The 19843-nt window shown below is 62.3% G+C and carries 19 protein-coding genes; 15 read left to right on the forward strand and 4 right to left on the reverse strand.

What is annotated here, in order from left to right; all coding sequences use genetic code 11:
• The first annotated feature begins 5 nt into the window (after positions 1-5).
• On the forward strand, positions 6-1163 hold the full coding sequence (locus AC1D1J_RS18650) for a hypothetical protein (protein WP_477695520.1): 1158 nt from the start codon (positions 6-8) through the stop codon (positions 1161-1163).
• A gap of 114 nt (positions 1164-1277) precedes the next feature.
• Here the strand turns inward: AC1D1J_RS18650 and AC1D1J_RS18655 are convergent, their stop codons facing one another.
• Both AC1D1J_RS18655 and AC1D1J_RS18660 read right to left on the reverse strand, forming a co-directional pair.
• Positions 1278-2555 carry an FIST signal transduction protein gene (locus AC1D1J_RS18655; RefSeq protein WP_477687100.1) on the reverse strand — a complete coding sequence of 426 codons (1278 nt, stop codon included), beginning with the start codon at positions 2553-2555 and terminating at the stop codon, positions 1278-1280.
• A gap of 37 nt (positions 2556-2592) precedes the next feature.
• Positions 2593-3444 (reverse strand): PhaM family polyhydroxyalkanoate granule multifunctional regulatory protein, encoded by an 852-nt coding sequence (locus AC1D1J_RS18660; protein ID WP_477695521.1) that lies wholly within the window; start codon positions 3442-3444, stop codon positions 2593-2595.
• Between the two features lie 297 nt (positions 3445-3741).
• On the opposite strand from AC1D1J_RS18660, the gene AC1D1J_RS18665 reads away from it, so the two are divergent.
• Genes AC1D1J_RS18665 through AC1D1J_RS18675 form a run of 3 tightly spaced genes read left to right on the forward strand, consistent with a single transcriptional unit; the run spans position 3742 to position 5946 of the window.
• Positions 3742-4164 (forward strand): VOC family protein, encoded by a 423-nt coding sequence (locus AC1D1J_RS18665; protein ID WP_477687098.1) that lies wholly within the window; start codon positions 3742-3744, stop codon positions 4162-4164.
• A 7-nt stretch (positions 4165-4171) separates the two neighbouring features.
• The gene (locus AC1D1J_RS18670) at positions 4172-4777 is read left to right on the forward strand and encodes a MarC family protein (RefSeq protein WP_477687097.1); all 606 of its coding nucleotides are present in this window, start codon (positions 4172-4174) and stop codon (positions 4775-4777) included.
• A complete protein-coding gene (locus AC1D1J_RS18675) occupies positions 4774-5946 on the forward strand; it encodes a toxin-antitoxin system YwqK family antitoxin (protein ID WP_477695522.1) in 1173 nt (390 codons plus the stop codon). The genes AC1D1J_RS18670 and AC1D1J_RS18675 overlap by 4 nt, the downstream gene beginning before the upstream one ends.
• A gap of 109 nt (positions 5947-6055) precedes the next feature.
• Here AC1D1J_RS18675 and AC1D1J_RS18680 read toward each other — a convergent pair whose 3' ends face one another.
• Complete coding sequence (locus AC1D1J_RS18680; RefSeq protein ID WP_477687095.1) at positions 6056-7039, reverse strand: fumarylacetoacetate hydrolase family protein; 984 nt, start codon at positions 7037-7039, stop codon at positions 6056-6058.
• A 181-nt stretch (positions 7040-7220) separates the two neighbouring features.
• Here AC1D1J_RS18680 and AC1D1J_RS18685 point away from each other — a divergent pair, with 181 nt between their 5' ends.
• The 4 genes from AC1D1J_RS18685 to AC1D1J_RS18700 all read left to right on the forward strand — a co-directional run bounded on the left by AC1D1J_RS18685 (position 7221) and on the right by AC1D1J_RS18700 (position 11080).
• Positions 7221-8033, forward strand: a complete 813-nt coding sequence (locus tag AC1D1J_RS18685; RefSeq protein WP_477687164.1) for an IclR family transcriptional regulator — start codon at positions 7221-7223, stop codon at positions 8031-8033.
• A 329-nt stretch (positions 8034-8362) separates the two neighbouring features.
• On the forward strand, positions 8363-9118 hold the full coding sequence (locus tag AC1D1J_RS18690; protein WP_477695523.1) for a DUF3108 domain-containing protein: 756 nt from the start codon (positions 8363-8365) through the stop codon (positions 9116-9118).
• 374 nt (positions 9119-9492) lie between these two features.
• Entirely contained in the window at positions 9493-9774 is a 282-nt protein-coding gene (locus AC1D1J_RS18695) for a BTH_I0359 family protein (RefSeq protein ID WP_477695524.1), read from the forward strand.
• Between the two features lie 442 nt (positions 9775-10216).
• A complete protein-coding gene (locus AC1D1J_RS18700) occupies positions 10217-11080 on the forward strand; it encodes a ChaN family lipoprotein (protein WP_477695525.1) in 864 nt (287 codons plus the stop codon).
• Positions 11081-11110: 30 nt separating this feature from the next.
• On the opposite strand, the gene aptA is transcribed toward AC1D1J_RS18700, so the two are convergent.
• Positions 11111-12451, reverse strand: coding sequence for an omega-aminotransferase AptA (gene aptA, locus AC1D1J_RS18705; protein ID WP_477687091.1), 1341 nt, complete (start codon positions 12449-12451; stop codon positions 11111-11113).
• 140 nt (positions 12452-12591) lie between these two features.
• Here aptA and purU point away from each other — a divergent pair, with 140 nt between their 5' ends.
• From purU to AC1D1J_RS18740, 7 genes are all read left to right on the forward strand, one after another.
• The gene (purU, locus tag AC1D1J_RS18710; RefSeq protein ID WP_477646659.1) at positions 12592-13440 is read left to right on the forward strand and encodes a formyltetrahydrofolate deformylase; all 849 of its coding nucleotides are present in this window, start codon (positions 12592-12594) and stop codon (positions 13438-13440) included.
• Between the two features lie 226 nt (positions 13441-13666).
• Positions 13667-14566: a LysR substrate-binding domain-containing protein gene (locus tag AC1D1J_RS18715; RefSeq protein ID WP_477687090.1), complete on the forward strand. Its 900-nt coding sequence runs from the start codon at positions 13667-13669 to the stop codon at positions 14564-14566.
• A 254-nt stretch (positions 14567-14820) separates the two neighbouring features.
• On the forward strand, positions 14821-15606 hold the full coding sequence (locus tag AC1D1J_RS18720) for a carbonic anhydrase family protein (protein ID WP_477695526.1): 786 nt from the start codon (positions 14821-14823) through the stop codon (positions 15604-15606).
• 121 nt (positions 15607-15727) lie between these two features.
• Positions 15728-17230 carry an FAD-linked oxidase C-terminal domain-containing protein gene (locus tag AC1D1J_RS18725; RefSeq protein ID WP_477695527.1) on the forward strand — a complete coding sequence of 501 codons (1503 nt, stop codon included), beginning with the start codon at positions 15728-15730 and terminating at the stop codon, positions 17228-17230.
• Between the two features lie 59 nt (positions 17231-17289).
• On the forward strand, positions 17290-18570 hold the full coding sequence (locus AC1D1J_RS18730; protein WP_477695528.1) for a serine hydrolase domain-containing protein: 1281 nt from the start codon (positions 17290-17292) through the stop codon (positions 18568-18570).
• Positions 18571-18663: 93 nt separating this feature from the next.
• A complete protein-coding gene (locus AC1D1J_RS18735; RefSeq protein ID WP_477687086.1) occupies positions 18664-19035 on the forward strand; it encodes a CidA/LrgA family protein in 372 nt (123 codons plus the stop codon).
• Positions 19028-19753: an LrgB family protein gene (locus tag AC1D1J_RS18740; protein ID WP_477687085.1), complete on the forward strand. Its 726-nt coding sequence runs from the start codon at positions 19028-19030 to the stop codon at positions 19751-19753. Before AC1D1J_RS18735 ends, AC1D1J_RS18740 begins: the two co-directional genes overlap by 8 nt.
• Positions 19754-19843: the final 90 nt, after the last annotated feature.

A 19843-nucleotide genomic window follows, 5' to 3' on the forward strand; every position in this document is an offset into this window, starting at 1 on the left:
GCACGATGAACCCCATCTCCACCTACGTTGGCCTTCCCATCCCGGTTGCGGTCAATTTGACCGACACCAAGTACTTCTTCCAGGCGCTGGACAACTTCTCGCGCGTGATGGCGATACGCCCCGGGGACCGGGTCCTGATACTGGCTGATCCGTTGCTGGACCCGCGTGTGATCGACGCCGTGATCGGCATTGCCAAGTCACGCGGCGCCGAAGTGCGCATTTACATGGAGCCGAGCACGCAGGTGACTGCCGTGCCCGAAGAAGTACACGCCATGCTGAAGAAGGCCACCTTTGTGGTCTCAACCTGGTTCTGCTCCATCCTCGACCCTTTGTGCATCAACCTGCGCCGCGCCGGCCAGCGCTGGGTCAAGATCACCTATTTTCGCAACCTGGATCTGCTGCACACGCCGCAGGCGCGCTTTCCGGTCGACCTCATCGGCGAGATCATCCGCCAAACGGCCAGCCGTTACCCGGCCGAAGGCGATTTTGACTTGCGCTTCACCGATCCGCGGGGCAGCGACTTCCGCATCAGCTTCACGCAGGCGATGCGCGCGAACCAGCTCGCCACCAACCGCTGGCGCGGCCAGATGACGGCCGAGGAAGACGGCTGCTATGTGCACTACCTGCCGACACACGGCCCCAACCTGTGGGACCACAACTCGGTCAAAAACGACTTCAAGGCCGTGGTGCCCATGGCGGGCGTGCTTTACCCGCAATGGGCTGTCGGCTTTGCCAAACCGTTTGAGGAAAAAATCGCCGTGCATTTTGAAGGCGACACGATTTCCTCGGTCGACGGAATTTCAGAAGAAGCGGTGATCCTGCGCGAGATGCTGGTCGGCGGCCGCATGATCGAAGGCGGCGGCTGCGGCTTCAACCCCAAGGCGCCGCGCCACACGGTGTACCCCGCCGGCTCGAACGCGCCCGGCGCGCTGCACTTCGGCATCGACCTGGCGCAACCCAGCGACTACATACGCCGCGTCATGCCTGACTGGGAAGAGCCGCCCGTACACATGGACCTCATCACGCTGGACGGCACCGTGACCGCAGGCAATCAGACCTTGATCAAGGACGGTTTTTTGTGCGCGCTGCGCGACCCGTCGGTGGTGGCGATGGCAGCGCGCTATGGCGACCCTGTTGAATTGCTGGAAGCTCAGGTTTTATAGCGTCCCACGGCAACTTCAAGTGGGGGCCGCGGAACCGGCTTTGCCGGGCCGCAAGCGCCGTCCCCTGGAAGGGGAAAAGGCGCTACACGCAGTGAGCGTCCGATAGGGGTAAGCCTATCCAGGCGCCGTAAACACCGTCAGCACGCCGGTGTAGCCGTAAAGGTGGTGCCGGGCGATCTCGCCGCCGGCGAAAAAGCCAACCAGCGGCACATCGCCCAAGGCCCTCCGCACGATCTGCAGTTCGGCACTGGGCGCGCCGAAGTGCGGGCCGCCACGGCCGGAGCAACTGACGTACACCGCGCCCGCAATGCGCCGGGCCGCATGCGGCGCGGACTCGGCCTCTGACGCGCTCAAGGCGCTGGCAACTTCCAGCGTGACTTCTTCCGGTTCCAGTTCCTCACGGATCTCGGCGCACACACGCACCAGGTCGGCGCGCGCGGCTTCCATGTTGCGTTCGCAGAAAGCCAGCTTCATGCCCACGACGGGCACCTCCGCAATGGCAATCCCCTTGCGCGCCGGATCCAGCCCGATCAGGTGACGCACCAGCACCTCTGCGCCAAACTGGCCGTGCCGCCCGGCGCCGTCATGGGGAATGTCTGCCGGGCGGCTCAGGCCGACCAGCGTGGTCCGCACTTTGGCCAGGGCCTCCCGCGGCTCATCAAGCGACACGTCCAGGTCTGCCAGCATCACCTCCAGTGCCGGCTGTCCATCGAGCTCCGTCACCACATTGGACTCGCAGGCCGTGATTTCATGATGCGCAGACACGGGCCTGCACCCCTGGGTAATGCGCGACATCAGCGCCGCACCCTGGCCAAAAGCCACACCGCTGAGACCACCCGTGAAGACACCGCCGGCCGCACCCTGCCCCTTGACATTGCCATGCCCGCTGAGGGCAAACTGCACCGTACTGGAACGGCTGGAGGCCAGGCCGCCAAACACATAACCGCTGCCGGTGCGCTGCGCCATTTCGTCGATCAATTCGGCGACGTCGGGCGTCGTGGCGTCCGCATGCACCAGCGCCGTATGCGCCTTGAACCTTCCCAGGCTGGCCGGGGGCAAGGGCGAGACTCCAGAGAACACACGGTACTGGTCGTGCGGAAGCTCGCACAACATGACCGTGAGCGCCGGCTCGTCAAAGTACTCGACATTGTTGGAGGCGATACCCACACCCACCGTGCCACTCCAATCGGTGATGTCGGGCAATTCGGCGCTCAGATGGTCAAGAATGTCCTGCGCATGTGCCGCATAGTGATCGGTGATGTAGAGCAGCGCCAGCGTGGGCGATTTGGCGTAGCCGGGCAATGCGAGGTAGGCGCGCAGCTGCGCCAGCACAAGGCCTGCCGCCATCTGCCATTGCGGATGGGTGGCGTGCCCGTAGGGAAAAAGCTTCATGGGGTCCTGGTGAAATTCAGCGAAAAGCCAGCCTGTATCAACGCGTGGTTTTGCGTGCGGTTTTAGTTGCAGCCTTACGCGCTGGCGCCTTGGCCCTGGGTTTCGTTTTGGCGGCAGTTTTGCCGGCGACCGGTGTAGGCCAGGCCTGGCTGCTGCGCAGGGCCGTGTTCATGGCCGCGCGTGCGCCGCCCGCCACGGTTTTACCGGCGGACTCCGCCATGTTGCGGGCCATGCCCGTTGCCATGCCGGTGGCGGTCTTCATCGCGTCCTTGGCAAGGCCGGTCGCCAGGCTTTTGGTGGTGTCCATGGCCGTTTTTTTGGCGGCATCCTTCATGGCATCTGCCGCAATCGTCTGGAACTGCTGGGTCAGGGCACCCCACCACTGCATCGGGTCGACCACGCCGGCCGGCGGCGCGCCGTCCTTGGCTGCGGCGGGTGCCTTGGATTTGGCGGCCGGCTTGTCCGCGCCAAAGCTCGTTGGCGGGACCTCCAGCCCCGAAAACGTGCGGGCCTTGTCGGCCACACGCTGCACGCCACCGGCCACGCTGTCGGCCACCTTGAGCTTGAAGGCATTGGCCACGTCGCCCATGTTGAAGTTCATGCCTTTCAGGGTAGCCAGCGTCATCTTCTGCACCTCCAGCGCCTGGATGGTCGCCTTGAGCGCTGTGGCGTTCTGGTCAAGCCAGAACTGGACGGCCTTGAGTTCATCGATGCGCTTGTCGAGCTCTTCGACATTCAGCGTGGGCGCTACCCAGTTGCCGAGGTTGGGCAACTGCGGAATGCTTTGTGTGGCGCTGCCTGCCGCCTGTTTGGCCAGGTTCTGCAAAAAGTCAAAGCCGGGCACCAGCTTGCCGAAACCGGGGAAGGAAGGATTGTCCGCGTCACTCATGAATGTCTCCTGGCAGGTTGTGCACGATTTGCATCGGGCGGCTGGATGATCCAGCGCACGCCTTCATTGTGCAACGCCGCAGCAGCGCGTCAACCGCTTTTTGTGTTTTCAGCAAGCAAACACCGGCGTCGAATCGATCTCGATATAGATTCAAGCAAAAAAAGCCCACGAACCTTTATTGACGGGCGCAAGCAGCTATCCATTTCATAGCATTCATCGGCAAGCCTGACGCCATGCCTGTTGCCGGCCAGGTTGCAAAAGCGTCTCTTTCGGGCAATGCCCTGATAAGCTTGCACCATGAAAAGCCTCTTTCACTTTGCCTTCAATGTCAGAGACCTCAACGTGGCCCGCCGGTTTTATGGCGGGGTCCTGGGATGCGCGGAAGGTCGCTCGGCCCCTACCTGGGTCGACTACGACTTTTTCGGACACCAGCTGTCGCTTCACTTGGGCGAACCGTTCAAGACAGAGCGCACCGGCCATGTCGGCGACAAGCTCGTGCCCATGCCGCATTTCGGCCTGGTGCTTGCCCTGGCCGATTGGCAGGCCCTGGCGCAGCGCCTGCAAGCGGCCCGCATGGAGTTTGTGCTGGAGCCGCAAGTGCGCTTTGCAGGAGAAGCCGGCGAGCAATGGACCATGTTTTTCTGCGACCCCTTTGGCAACCCCATCGAGATCAAGGGTTTCAAATCACTTGAAGCCCTTTACTCGGCCAACCCGGCCTGAGATATATATGGCCTATACCTTTGCTTCCGCTACGGTGTTGCTGCTGCTGATCACCGATCCGTTCGGCAATATCCCGATTTTTGTCAATGCCCTGAAGGGTGTGGCGCCGGAGCGGCGCATGCGCGTCATCCTGCGCGAGGTGCTGATCGCGTTTTTGCTGCTGCTGGCTTTCATGTTTGTCGGCGACGGTTTCCTGCGCCTGATGAACCTCAGCGATTTGTCGCTGCAGATCGCCGGCGCCGTCGTCATGTTCCTGATCGCGCTGCGCATGATTTTCCCGTCGGACCAGCCCGAGGCCGCGCCGCTGCAGGGCGAGCCGCTGATTGTGCCGCTGGCGATTCCCGCGCTAGCCGGCCCCTCGGCGTTGGCCACGGTGATGCTGCTGGTGTCCCAGGCGCCGGCACGGCGGCTCGAATGGATCGCGGCGCTGTGCGTGACCATGGCGGTGTGCGCTGTGGTGCTGGTGCTGTCCGAGCGGATCCAGCGGGTGGCGGGCGACCGCGTCATGATGGCCTTCGAGCGCCTGATGGGCCTCATCCTCGTGGCCATTTCAGTTGAAATGTTGCTGCGCGGCATACGGCTGTTCATCACCCAGACCGGGGGAGCCGCATGATTGCCGCGCACCGGCTGGCCCTGCTCTGCCTCTGCCTGCTGGCCCCGGTCTGGGCACATGCGGTGCAGGACTGCGAAGTCAACGGCGAAAGCGTCAACCCCAACCACGGTGGCACCACCGCCGGCAAGACCGGCATCATGCGCTGCAAGGACCGCGATTCGGGCCAGCTGACACGTGAACAGGAGTTGCAGGGCGGCAAGTTCATGGGCTTGATGCGCTACTACCAGAATGGCAAGCTACAGCGGGAATACGGCGAAAACGAGCGCGGCAACCGCCATGGCCGCGCGCGTGAATTCGCACCGGACGGCCAGGTGCTGCGCGACTCCATCTACGACAACGGCACCGAGGCCGGCCTGGCGCGCAGCTTTCACACCAATGGGCAGTTGCGGCGCATCGTGTTTTACGGGCCGCGCGCAGGCGGCAGCGTCGAGCAAGCCTATGCCGAATTCAATGACCGCGGCCAGCTCCAGGCCTTGCGCTGCGGCGACAAGCCTTTGCTGGCAGCGCCGGCCGAGGACGCCCGTTGGTGCGGTTTTTCGGGAGGCGCCTCAAAAATCGAACTCTTCAGCAGCAAGGGCGTGCTGAACGGCACCAGCAGTTACCTGGCCGGTAAACGCATTCGCCATGAAACGCTGGGTGACGGTGGAAAACCAGATTACCTGGATGAAGTGTCGGGCAACATTCGCACTGAACGCTATTTCACTAACGCTGGCGTGAAACGCCGCGAAATCCAGTGGCTGCTGGAGACCAACCCGTCAAAAACCTCGTTCAAGGAACGCGAGCAGGAGTTCGCCGACAGCGGCGCCCTGACGCGCGACAGGCGCTGGTCGGCCGGCAAGCCGGTCAGCGACCAGACTTACTACCTGAACGGCCAGCCGCGCAGCAAAACCGAGTACGGTGGCGAAGGCGACACCGCCTGGCTGCAAACTACCGACTTCTTCGACAGCGGAAAAATCGCCGCCACCGGCCGCTACACAGCCTCCAACCGCTACCGGCAACTGCCCCAGGGTACGCACCAGCGCTTTAACGAAGCCGGCAGGCTGGTGGCCGAATCGAGCTACGACGAGCGCGGCCGCATCACGCGCGAGAGAACCTGGGACGACGAGGGCAAGCCCTCACGTGACGACGCCGTGTTCGAAGACGGTTCACGCAAGGCCTATTCAAGATAACACCCCCGTCCAGGCTCACTGCGTGTAGCCTGTTCCCCCCTCGAGGGGGCGGCGCCAGCGGCCCGGCAAAGCCGGTTCCGCGGCCCCTGCTGGTTTTATTCGGGGTAGCTCAGACGTTCTCGACAATTTTTTGGTCGATGGCGCCAAATACTGAGAGCCCATCCTTGCCCTTGGCTTCAATGCGGATGGTGTCGCCGAACTTCATGAACTCGGTTTTGGGCTTGCCATCCTCGATGGTTTCGATGGCGCGCTTTTCGGCGATGCAGCTGTAGCCGTGGCTCCAGTCCTTGTTGCTGACGGTGCCTGAACCGATGATGCTGCCGGCGCGCACATTGCGGGTCTTGCAGATGTGGGCGATCAGCTGGCCGAAACTGAATGTCATCTCTGGGCCGGCTTCGCACATACCGACCTTGCGGCCGTTCCAGGTGCTTTGCAGGGTCATGTGCAGGCGGCCTTTGTCCCAGGCGTCGCCGACTTCGTCCAGCGTCACTGCCACCGGGCTGAAAGCGGTTGCCGGTTTGCTCTGGAAGAAGCCGAAACCCTTGGCCAGCTCATCGGGAATCAGGTTGCGCAAGGACACGTCGTTGGCCAGCATCAGCAGGCGCACGCCTTCCAGTGCCTGCTCGGGCGTGGCGCGCATGGGCACATCGCCGGTGATCACGGCGATCTCGGCCTCGAAGTCAATGCCGAACTCCTCGCTCGCCACCACCACATCGTCGCAGGGCCCAATGAAATCGTCGCTGCCGCCCTGGTACATCAGCGGGTTGGTGTAAAAACTTTCCGGCACTTCGGCATTGCGCGCCTTTCGCACCAGTTCCACGTGGTTGATATAGGCCGAGCCGTCGGCCCACTGGTAGGCGCGCGGCAGCGGTGCCATGCAGCGCGATGGCTCAAACGGAAAGGCGTGCCGCGCCTTTCCCTGGTTCAATGTTTCGTACAAGTCCTGCAACTGCGGCGACATGAAGTTCCAGTCGTCCAGCACCTGCTGCAATTTGCCCGCGATGCCCGTCGCATAATGGGCTGTTGAAAGATCGCGCGACACCACGACCAGCTGGCCGTCGCGTGAAGAGTCTTTGTAAGTGGCAAGTTTCATCAATATCCTGATTGGTGGCTGTCGGTGTTACCGAAGGGCCAATTGTGCCGTGGCTGGCGACCGGCCGGCATTGCGCCCCCCTCGCGTTACGATCCCTGCATTCATTGACCGACGGCTAACCCGAAATTCTAGACAAGCCATGAAAGCAAGCCCAGGCGCCCCCGCCACAGCACGCAGCAGCCTGCCGCCGCAACGCGCGGGTATCCAGTCGGTCGAGGTCGGCTTCAGCTTGCTGGAGGCACTCTCTACCTCACCCGGCCCACTGATGCTTCGCGACCTGGCAGCCGCCGCGGGCATGAGCGCGGCCAAGGCGCACCGTTATCTCGTCAGTTTTCAGCGGCTGGCGCTGGTCGTCCAGGACGAGGCAACCGCCCGATACGACCTCGGCCCGGCTGCGCTCAAGTTAGGACTCGCTTCCCTTTCGAGATTGGACAGCGTGAAGCTGGCCCGCCAGCTCATGCCGCGCCTGATGATGCAAACCGGCCAGACCCTCGCACTGGCGGTCTGGGGCAACCAGGGACCGACCCTCGTCCACTGGGAAGAATCGCCGCAGTCTGTGACGGTCAACCTGCGGCTGGGCGATGTCATGCCGCTGCTGTCGTCCGCCACGGGCTTGTGCTTTGCCGCATTTTTGTCTTCGAACCTGCCCAAGGCCAAAGCCAAACCACAAGGGAGGCTGGCGCTGCTGGTCAGGGCTGAACTGGCACGCAACCAGAAGCTGGCGCGCAAAGATGTTCCCGCCACCATGGCCGAACTGAATGCCTTGCTGGAAGATATCCGCCGCCGCGGCATGGCGCGCGCAGTCAATACCCTGCTGCCCGGCGTAGCCGGCTTCTGTGCGCCGGTGTTCGATGCCGACGGCCACCTCGCACTCGGCATTGTGGCGCTGGGTTCGCTTGCAACGTTTGATCCGGACTGGGACGGCGCGGTGGCACGGCCGCTGGCCGCCGCCGCCCGGCAACTTTCCGGTGATCTTGGATTCACACAGGCGTGACCACGTCCACCGACCGCTATCCTTCGGCGCCTCGCTGGCGTGTGCTTGCAGCACTGGCTGCAGGGGTGCTGGCGGTCCACACGCTGATGCTGAAGTCATCGCCGGTACGATTCGGCCCCGAGCAAACTGCCGCCTTCGCCCGCAGCCAGGTTTTCGCAACGCGCAGCATCACATCAACTCCTGCACCGGCCGCGCTTGCCCCCACGCCTTCCCTACCACCTCCGAAACCAGATACTTTGAAGAGGAAACCCGCTGTAGCCCAAGAAAGTCCGACGCAACCAGCTACTGATTTAATAGCAAACCTGCCTCCTGATGCGGTGGCACCGAGCATGCCTCAGGCGGAAAGTCCGGAAAGCACGCCCGGCCAGCCAACGCCCGCAATCGCGGCGGCCAGTGCCCCTGTGTCTATGCCCACCGGCGACCCTGCCCTGACGCCGGCGACAGCCATGACGCTGCCTGCCAGCACCATCCTGGAATACAAGATGACCAGCAATGCGCGGGGCTTGTCGTGGCATGCGACCGCTCAGTTGAACTGGCAAAACCGCGGCGACAGTTACGAAGCCCGCATCGACGCCAGTGCCTGGGGTCTCGGCTCGCGCAGCGTGGGCAGCGCCGGCCAGATCAATACCGAGGGGCTCGCCCCCACACGCTATTTCGAGAAATCACGCAGCGAGGTCGCCGCGCATTTCGAACCCGACAAGGGCCTGATCATCTTTAGCGCCAACACACCCACGGCGCCCTGGGTAAAGGGTGCGCAGGACCGCACCAGCGTATTTTTCCAAATGGCCGGCATGCTGGCCGCCAATCCACCGGCGTTTCCGGTGGGATCCACCATTTCGTTTTACACCGTCGGGCCACGCGATGCCGATACCTGGACTTTCCTGGTGGAGACCGAAGAAAAACTCCGCCTGCCTTTTGGCGAAACCGACACCCTCAAACTCACCCGACAGCCCCGGCGGGAGTTCGATACCAAAGTCGAGGTCTGGTATGCCCCGTCGCTGGGTTACCTGCCGGTTCGCAACAAGATCACCCAGTCCAACGGGGAGTTCCTCGACCAGCAACTTTCGGAGCTAAGCAAACCATGAGAGGGGCGGGGCACGCCAAATCGACTTTTCTTTCCTCAACGTCCGCACGCCCCTGCTTTAACTTGCGTCCCTTGCGCTGCTATGCGCCGGCTCGGCGCCTCTAGCTGACCCGACAACCCCGTCGCGAATTCGACCAAAAAGTCGAAGTCTGGTATGCCCCCTGGGCGGCTTGCCGGTTCGCAACAAATCACGCAGCACAACGGCGATTTTGTCGCCCAGCAACACAATGCCGTGAATAAATTCTGAAAACGGCTGCGCAAGTTGCCATAAATGCCCTCACGTGACTTTCTGCCTGTTTATACGGCGTATTGCGGCTTACCCTGTCCTCTTGAACTTGGCACCATCGTTGCTATGTAAGGAGAAAGGACAAAATCATGCAAATGCTATACGACTCAGACTCTTTTGTGGTGATGCAGATTCACGCGAACGCACCGGAAGAATCCGCGCCCGCGCCCGCAGTGCCTCAACTGGCCCGTCACGGCTTTGAAATTGTGGACAAGCGCTCCGGCAAAGAGGTCTACTTGGACGGCTCCTGGGCTGAAATGTTTCAGCTGCGCCTGAGCGCCTGGGCGCAAAATACTCCCACGCAGGAAGAAATCGAAGACACGCTGGAAGGCTACAGCGGCCTTGCCAACACGCCGATATCGCTTCATTAGAAGTAGCGCCTCCACGATCGCTCACCTCGTGTAGCTCCCTGCCCCCGAGGGGGCCGCCGCGCCTGCGGCCTGGCGAAACCAGTCCCGCGGCCCCTACTTGAAAGAGAGTCCCCCGCTGGGTGTGTCTTTCTGCCCAATCAATCGCCTGGTGGGCTTTCTGCCTGCACCACCAGCGGCGTGAGGTGCAGCCCAGTGCGCAGCCGATGATCCATTGCCCGACGTTCCGCAGCGGCGTCCAGTGGGCCGTGGTTCCACTCAGCACTGAAACCATCGTCGCCGCCAGCAAGGCGGCCGATCATCCAGGGCAAAGGCCAAAGGCGTGCGCAGCGCAATACACAGAGAAGCGGCACCCCAGGCCGGCAACAAGGTCAGGACGACACGCACGGGCGGGACTGGGCGGTGCGATGGGGCAAGGAAGGCCTGGAAGCGGTAGTATCCACCGATGCCCCATCTCCTCACCCCTCGTGCTTTGGCATGCCTTGTCTGCGCCGCCACGACGGCTTTGGCGGGAGGCTGCGCGGGACGGCCCGAAGCGCCCATCCTGCAGGCGCCGGGCAGCGAAGCCGCACAGACATCCACCCGGCTGGAGGCGCTGCTCCCTGCCGACGTCCTGATCCTCGGGGAGCAGCACGACGCCGCTGAGCACCAGACAATCGAACAGCAGGTGGTCGCCGCCCTGGCGGCCAAAGGGGCGCTGGCTGCGGTAGCCCTTGAGATGGCCGACACGGGTGCAAGCACTTCCGCGCTCAGGCCCAGCGCCACCGAGCAGCAGGTGCGCAATGCGCTCAACTGGAACGACAAGGGCTGGCCCTGGACAGCCTACGGGCCTGCCGTGATGACCGCCGTGCGCGCCGGTGTCCCCGTGATGGGCGCCAATCTGCCCCGGGTGCAGATGCCAGACAGTATGGCTGACAGCCGGCTTGACACGCGCTTGCCAGGCCCCGCCCTCAAGGCCCAGCAGCAGTTGATCCGTCTCGGCCACTGCAACCTGTTGCCCGAGAGCCAGATCACGCCCATGACACGCATCCAGATTGCCAAAGACATCACCATGGCCAATACCTTGGGTCAGGCCGTGCTGCCCGGCAAGACAGTGCTGCTGCTGGCCGGAAGCGGCCATGCGAACCGGCAACTGGGCGTGCCGCAACATCTGCCGACGGACGTAAAGGCCAAAGCAGTGCGCCTGCTTGCCGGGAACCCTGCCAATGCTGAGAGGGCAGACGCTTTCGATGCTGTGTGGGCAACGGCCCCGCTCCCGGAGACCGACTATTGCGCGGGCCTGCAGAAGCAGCTGGCACCCAAACCCTGAAGAGCCTTTTGAGGCTCTTCCATCGGTGAATCAGGCGTTTTTTCGGATGGCGTCGGCGACCACATTGACGATGCGGTCGATATGTTCTTTTTCGACGATATAGGGCGGGCAGACCACGACGTTGTCAGCCGCCGGCCTCACCAGCACACCGTTGTGGAAGCAGTCCATGAAGATGTCATAGGCGCGCTTGCCCGGCACACCCGCCACCGGCGCCAGCTCGACCGCGCCGGCCAGCCCCAGACTGCGAATACCGATCACATTGGGCAGGCCCTTCAGGCCGCTGTGCATCGCGTCGCCCAATACCTTGCCCATCTGGCCGGCACGTTCATACAGCTGTTCTTCCTTGAACAGCTCCAGCGTCGCAATAGCGGCCGCGCAAGCGACCGGGTGGCCGGAGTAGGTATAGCCGTGAAAGAACTCCACGGCGTGCTCGGGCGCACCGGCATTGGCGTTCATCATGCCGTCATAGATGCGGTCGGAGCAGATCACACCGCCCAGCGGGATGACACCGTTGGTCACGCATTTGGCGAAGTTGAGCATGTCGGGCACCACACCGTAATAGTCCGCCCCGAAACCGGTACCCAGGCGGCCGAAGCCCGTGATGACTTCATCAAAAATCAACAGGATTCCGTGCTTGTCGCAAATTTCGCGCAGCCGTTTCAGGTAGCCCTTGGGCGGCAGGTACCATCCGGCGCTTCCTGACACCGGCTCGACGATGACGGCAGCCACGTTGCTCGGGTCGTGCAGCGGCAGGATGCGATTTTCCAGCTCCAGCAGCAGGTCTTCCTGCCACACGGGCTCAGCACCATTGATATAGGCGTGGTTGACCGGGTCATGGATGAAGCGCATGTGGTCCACGCGAGGCAGCAGCGCGGCGCCATACACCTTCCGGTTGGCCGGAATGCCGCCCACACTCATGCCGCCGAAGCCAACGCCGTGGTAGCCCTTTTCACGGCCGATGAATACATTACGGTGGCCTTCGCCCCGCGCACGGTGGTAAGCCAGCGCGACCTTCAACGACGTGTCCGCGGCCTCCGAGCCCGAATTGCAAAACAGCACTTTGTTGAGGTCGCCGGGCGCCATACCCGCGATGATCTCGGCGGCCTTGAAGGCCTGATCGTTGCTGGCCTGGAAAGCGGTCGCGTAGTCCAGCGTATCGAGCTGCTTCTTGATGGCTTCGTTGATGGGCTTTCGGTTATGGCCGGCGCCCACGCACCACAGGCTGGAAATACCGTCGATCACCTGGCGCCCGTCGTGCGTCGTGAAATGCATGCCGTCTGCGGCCACAAACACGCGCGGGTCTTTTTTGAAGCTGCGGTTGGGCGTGAACGGGAGCCATTGGTGCTCCATGTTGAAATTCTGGTAGGCCATGGTGGTTTCCTGCGTCGAAAGGTGTGAAGCTGGGATAGCAGCGCTTGATCTTGCATTCTGGCACTCTTGCCGCCGCCCTGCACCTTCAATTGCCCGCCGGCCGGGCAGACACAGCCTTCACCTGCGACAATTCACCCCCTATGAATCACGCTTATATCCTTACCCTGTCCTGCCCGGACCGTATGGGCATTGTTCACGCTGTCTCTGGTTTCCTGTTGCAGAACGGCGGCAATATTGAAGAAGCCGCGCAATACAACGACCATGACACCGGCCTTTTCTTCATGCGGGTTCAGTTTGCCTGCGACCAGCTGACCCAGGAAGAACTGAAGACGCAACTCGAAGCATTCGCCTCACCTTTCAGCATGAAGTGGAAGCTTCACTCGACAGAAGCAGCCATGCGTACCGTGATCATGGTCAGCCGCGACGGCCATTGCCTCAACGACCTGCTGTTTCGCTGGAAGTCCGGCATGGTGCCGCTGGATGTGCGCGCCATCATCAGCAATCACCGAGATTTTTACCAGCTGGCTGCAAGCTACAACGTTCCTTTCCATCACATCCCGGTGACGGCGGCCACCAAGGCGCAGGCCGAGGCGAAGCAGCTTGAGATCATCGAGGCAGAAGGTGCCGAGCTGGTCGTGCTGGCGCGCTACATGCAGGTACTCAGCAACGAGATGTGCGGATCACTCTCGGGGCGTGCCATCAATATCCACCACAGCATGCTTCCGAGCTTCAAGGGCGCCAGACCGTATTACCAGGCACATGAACGCGGTGTGAAGGTGATAGGCGCGACGGCGCATTACGTCACGGCAGACCTTGATGAAGGCCCGATCATCGAACAGGATGTGACCCGGGTTGATCACAAGGACACCGTCGAACACCTGACCGCCCGCGGCAAGGACACCGAAAGCCGGGTACTTGCACGCGCCGTCAAGTGGCACAGTGAACATCGTGTGCTTTTGAACGGCCACAAGACTGTCATCTTTAAATAACCATGAGCCCCCACGGTCGCTCACTGCGTGTAGCTTCCGAGGCCTTGCAGGCCGCGGCTCGCGAGACGCTTCGCCTCTGTCGCCTGTCCAAAGCTGCTCAAGCAGCTTTGGAGCCGCAGGCTCCAGCCCCTCCGGGGCCGCTACGCCTGCGGTCCGGCAAAGCCGGTCCCGCGGCCCCTGCTTGCAAAGAAGCGTCGCAAACGACGTGTAGCGTTCACCAGTAGACATGGCTACTCCTGCCCGAATCCCGCCCATTCAGTGCCTGCTGACCTTTGAAGCGCTGGCGCGGTTGCGCAGCGTGACGCAGGCGGCCGAGGAGCTTTGCGTCACGCCCAGCGCGGTCAGCCACCGCGTCAAGCAGCTGGAGCAGATCATAGGCACCAAGCTGTTTGGCCGTGCCGATTTTTCATTGACCACCGAAGGCAGCGAATACCTGGCGCATGTGCGCGAAGGCCTGGCCACACTGCAGAAATTTCCCGGTGCGGCCGGGCAAAGTACTACCGCCGGCAAGCGCAAGTTACGGCTGGCGGTCACGCCCACGTTCGCACGTTCCATCCTGATTCCGCGCCTGCGCCAGTTCACCGATGCCTATCCTGAAATCGACCTGACGCTGCAGGTGTCCATCCCGCTGCTGGACGTGGTGGCCGAGGATGCCGACCTCATCGTGCGCTTCGGCACCGGCCGCTATGCGGACCTGGAGCACGTCTGCCTCAGCAAGGACGAGGTCGCGCCACTCGCCTCACCGGCTTTTGTGCGCGAACACGGCCCCTTTGAGGCGGCTGAAGATCTCGAAGGCGAAAGCCTGTTGCGCTCGCCGCTGGAACCCTGGCGCACCTGGTTTGCCGCCCACAAACTTGATTGGCCCGAACCCGCCGACGGCTCCCAGTTCAACGACATCGGTCTGATGTGCGATGCCGCCGCGGCCGGCATGGGCATCGCGTTGATACGTCTCAAACTGGGCGCGCCCTGGCTGGAAAACGGCTCGCTGGTGCGGCTGGGCAGCAACGCCGTGTTCGCCGGTAATATTCCCAGCCCGCACGCACATTACCTGTGCTGGCGCACCGGCACCATGGACCGCTGGGAATGCGCGGCTTTTGCCGACTGGCTGCGCAAAAGCCTGGGTTAGAACCCCAGGGCCGTTAGCGAGAAAGCCGCCACTCGGCATTTCAAATGCCTTGACGGGGACGTACCCGCCAGCGTTTTGTGCCTTGCTCAAGGCCTTTTGACTTGCAACAGCATTAACGCTCCTGACGCCGTCCGATAGGTGGTTTTGCGTCCGTACCGGCTCATGCCTATGATGGGCTGGCAGTGATACCGGGTGAGGGTCCGGCCGACTGCACATAGTCAAAAAAACCAACCTGTTCAACGAGGGAAATTCTTATGAGGAAAAATCAATTGGCCGCCGGCGTGGCCGGCATCCTGTTCTCCATGCTCGCACTTTCGCCTGCGGTTCACGCCGAAGGCAAGGCCGCCGCAGCCAAGGCTGTCAAACCCGGCACCTTCTGTACCATCCAGGACGCCAAGGCATGCCAGGAAGCCGTGACGCCCACGCAAATCCTGTCGCGCTTCAAGGCCGGTAATTCGCGTTTCGTTTCCGGCAAGCCGCGCCACCAGAACTACCTCAAGGAAATGAAGGCCACGGCGGACGGCCAATTTCCGCTGGCCAGCGTGGTGTCGTGCATTGATTCGCGCGCACCGGCCGAGATTGTGTTTGACCAGGGCATAGGTGACCTTTTCAACGCACGCGTGGCAGGCAACATCGTCAACGAAGACATCCTGGGCAGCCTGGAATTCGCGCACAAAGTCATGGGTGCCAAACTGCTGGTGGTGATGGGTCACACCAGCTGCGGCGCCATCAAGGGTGCTTGCGACGACGCCCAATTGGGCAACCTGACGGGACTCATCGGCAAAATCAAGCCGGCCGCGAACCTGGTCTCCGCCGACATCAAGGACCGCACGTCCAAGAACTATGCCTTTGTCGAGATGGTGGCGGAGAGCAATGTGCATCTCACAGTGGAAACGATTCGCGAGAAGAGCCCCATCCTGCGCGAGATGGAGCAAAAGGGAGAAATCCTGATCGTGGGGGCCATGTACGACGTGAAGACCGGCAAGGTCAAGTTTTACGACACGCCCGGCGCCGGCAAGGCTCCGGGAACGAAGTCTTGAAGCTCTTCCCGTTTTGAGCGGATTCTGGCGGCCGGCATTTCACACCCGGCATTAAATTTCTTCAACCCGGCCGCCGCCGCTTGCCCTACAGTCTGGTTTCAACCCCGGAGCCAGACAGACCATGAACGCCCCCGCCTCGCTCAAACAGCAAAGCCAGCTTGAACGCTCGGAACGGCAGTCGCAGGTCGTGCGAGCGCTGCGGGCGGTGTTGCCGGCTCATGCCCTGCTGTGGAACAACGAAGACACCACACCTTACGAGTGCGACGGCCTGACCGCCTACCGCCAGCGGCCGCTGGTTGTGGCTTTGCCCGAGACCTATGACCAGGTGCAGGCCGTGCTCAAGAGCTGCCATGCGCTGGAAGTGCCTGTGGTCGCGCGCGGCGCCGGCACCGGGCTTTCCGGCGGCGCCATGCCGCACAAGCTGGGCGTCACGCTATCGCTGGCCAAGTTCAACAAGATTCTCAAACTCGACGCCATCAGCCGCACGGCCGTGGTGCAGGGCGGCGTGCGCAACCTCGCCATTTCCGAAGCGGCCGCGCCGCTGGGCCTTTATTACGCGCCCGACCCTTCCAGCCAAATAGCCTGCACCATAGGCGGCAACGTGGCCGAGAACTCGGGTGGCGTGCATTGCCTCAAGTACGGGCTGACGGTACACAACGTGCTCAAGGTCAGAGGCTTCACCATTGAAGGAGAGGAAGTTGAATTCGGCAGTGATGCACTCGATGGAGCAGGCTATGACCTGCTGAGCATCATCATCGGAAGCGAAGGCATGCTGGCCGTGACCACTGAAGTGACGGTGAAACTGATACCCAGGCCCCAACTGGCGCGTTGCATCATGGCCAGCTTTGACGACCTGCGTAAAGCCGGCGATGCGGTGGCCGCCGTGATTGCCGCGGGCATCATTCCAGCCGGCCTCGAAATGATGGACAAACCGATGACGGCCGCAGTGGAAGACTTTGTGCACGCCGGCTACGACCTCAGCGCCGAAGCCATTTTGCTGTGCGAAAGCGATGGCACGCCGGAAGAAGTTGAAGAAGAAATCGGCCGCATGACCGATGTGCTGCGCCGCTGTGGCGCCACGGCCATTGCCGTGAGCCAGAACGAAGCTGAACGTCTGCGCTTCTGGAGCGGCCGCAAAAACGCCTTCCCCGCATCGGGACGCATCAGCCCCGACTACATGTGCATGGACTCCACCATCCCGCGCAAGCGCCTGACCGACATCCTGCTGGCTATCGCAGAGATGGAAAAGAAATACCAGTTGCGCTGCGCCAATGTGTTCCACGCGGGCGACGGGAACCTGCACCCCTTGATCCTGTTCGATGCCAACGACCCCGACCAGTTGCACCGCTGCGAACTCTTCGGCGCAGACATTCTGGAAACCAGTGTCGCGATGGGCGGCACCGTGACGGGCGAACACGGCGTGGGCGTGGAAAAGCTCAACTCCATGTGCGTGCAGTTCTCCGCTGAAGAAAACGAGCAGATGTTCGGTGTCAAACGCGCGTTCGACAGCAAAAGCCTGCTCAACCCAGGCAAGGTGATCCCGACGCTGAACCGTTGCGCCGAATACGGAAAAATGCTGGTACGCGGCGGGCAGATCAAGCACCCCGACTTACCGCGCTTTTAGGCGAACGACGCAGTCGCCTGGCAACCTCGTAGATTGCGCGGACAACCCAAGCAAAAAAAATGCATGCAGTACCGTCCAGCGGTTTTCCCACCATACGCCGCCAACTCTCTCGCGGCCTGTCGGTCGCCTTGCTGGCGTTCGTCCCGCAGTGGGGCTGGTGCCTCGAGGCAGGGCAGTCACTGCCCCACCTCGAACCCTTCGACAGGGCCATGCTGGAGGTCATGAAAAAACACGATGTCCCGGGCGCCAGCCTGGCCGTGGCAAAGGACGGCAAGCTGCTCCTTGCCAAAGGTTACGGTTATGCCGACAGGGACAAGCCGGACGCCATGACGCCGCAAACCCTGTTCCGCATGGGAAGCATCAACAAGACCTTGACGGCGGTCATGGTGCTCAAGCTGGCAGAGGATGGAAAGCTGAAACTGGACGACCCGGTGCTGCCCCTTTTCGAGAGAGCCGGGATAGCGTCCGGCTCCCCCGCTGACCCGCGCGCCAAGGACATCCTCATCCGGCACCTGCTTCAGCATTCAGGCGGGTTCGATCGCGAGCGCTCGGGTGATCCGTTTTTTCAGCCCCGGCTCAGGGACGTAGCCCGCCGGCAAGGCGTTGCGCCCGTCACCTGCGATGCGATCATCCGGGATTCCCTGCAGGACAAGCTGGACTTCACGCCCGGCGAGCGCTTCGCCTATTCCAATACCGGTTACTGCATGCTCGGAAGGGTTGTGGAAATCGTCACCGGCGAATCCTACCGCGCCTTCAGCAGCCGGGAGTTTCTGATGCCGTCCACCGGCAAAGGCTTCCAGGTCGCAAGCAGCACCGAGAGCCGGCAGGGCGAGACGAAGTACTACGCGTATCCCGGAGAGCCGCTGCAGCGGGGCGCACCGGGTGTCACGAACGCGAATGTACCCAGTCCTTACGGCTCCTACTCCGTCGAAAACATGGACGCACTTGGCGCCTGGATCGCGACGCCAACAGATGTGCTGAAGTTTTTCCTGGCGATCGACGGTGCACGGGGAAAACGCCTTCTGAATGAGGAATCGTTGCAAACCATGCGCAGCGAGCCGACGCTGGAAAAAGATGGCAATCCGCGCAGCTTTTATGCGGCAGGCATCCACGTCGTCAGGAGTGACAAGGGCGATAACTGGTGGCACACAGGCAGCCAGCCGGGCCTGCAGACCCTGGCACTTCGGACCCGGCAAGGCTATGCATGGGTGGTGGCCTTCAATTCCAGGCCGGACCCATCCGGGCGCCGCGCCTTCTTCAAAGATATCGACCAGGCACTGTGGGGCGCAGCCAATGCGGTACGGGAGTGGCCGCAAGGGGATCTTTTTGCCAGTCCTTAAACTTTCCAGAATAAATATTGCCATGACCATTCCGGCAATTCCGGGCGATGCCCTCGCATCGGGAGTGCACTCACCTGCCGTGGAAACCATGCCATGACAGCGTTGCGGGGTTTGGCCTGGTTACTCGTCTTTCAGTCCGCGGGGGAACTTCTTTCTCGCGGTTTTTCCCTGCCGTTTCCGGGCCCCGTGATTGGCATGGTTTTGCTTCTGCTCGGCCTCCAGTCAGACACGGTGCGCGGCCCTGTGGCAGTGTGCGCAGACTTCCTGCTCTCGCACCTTTCGTTACTCTTTGTACCTGTCGGCGTTGGGGTGATGACCCATCTTTCACTGGTCAGCCAGTACGGCGCACGCATGCTGCTGGTCGTGGTGGCGTCCACTTTGGCGGGTTTGCTCGTGACTGTGCTAATGCTGCACCTGCTGCGGGACCGCAGCGACACACCTCCCCAGGAGCCTCCACATGCCTAAATTTGTGGAGTTGTGGGTCTACCTGTCGGCCACACCCCTGTTTGGCTTGACCGCGACGCTCGTGGTGTATGTGCTCGCGCAAGCCGTTTACGCTCGTCTCGGACAAGCGCCCTGGGCCAATCCCGTGTTGTGGACGGTCATTTGCCTGGCCGGCACCCTGCTGGCCACCGGCGTGCCTTACCCCACCTATTTTGCGGGCGCCCAGTTCATCCATTTTCTGCTCGGCCCTGCGGTGGTGGCACTGGCATGGCCCCTGTGGTTGCGGCGCGAAGAACTGCGCAGGCGCTGGGGCCGGCTGCTGCTTGCCGCCCTGGCCGGTGGTGCTGCGGCCAGCGGATCGGCATTGTTGCTGGGGTGGGCCGCAGGCTTGCCCGCCGAAGTTACCTTGTCGCTCGCGCCCAAATCTGTCACCGCACCGGTCGCCATGGGTATTGCGGAAAAGATCGGCGGGATCCCCGCCCTGGCGGCTGTGTTTGCCGTGGTCACTGGCCTCGTGGGTGCGCTCTGCGGCAAATACCTGTTTGACGCCCTGCGAATTCCCGTAGACGCAGCGGGCTGGGCCGCGCGTGGTTTTGCGCTGGGCACGGCATCTCACGGGCTGGGCGCCGCGCGGGCCTTGCAGGTCAACGCCGACGCAGGCGCTTACGCCGGGTTGGCGCTGGGCCTGCAGGTGGTTCTGGCGTCCGCACTGATACCGCTGGCGTTCCGGTGGCTGTAGCCCGAACCGCAAATACAAAAACTCCGCATCACCTTCCTGCCGCGAGCAACAGGGAGGTGATGTGGAGGTTTCGATGGCGCGTTAGAAACG

It is taken from the genome of Polaromonas sp. P1_F8 (genome assembly GCF_056405635.1).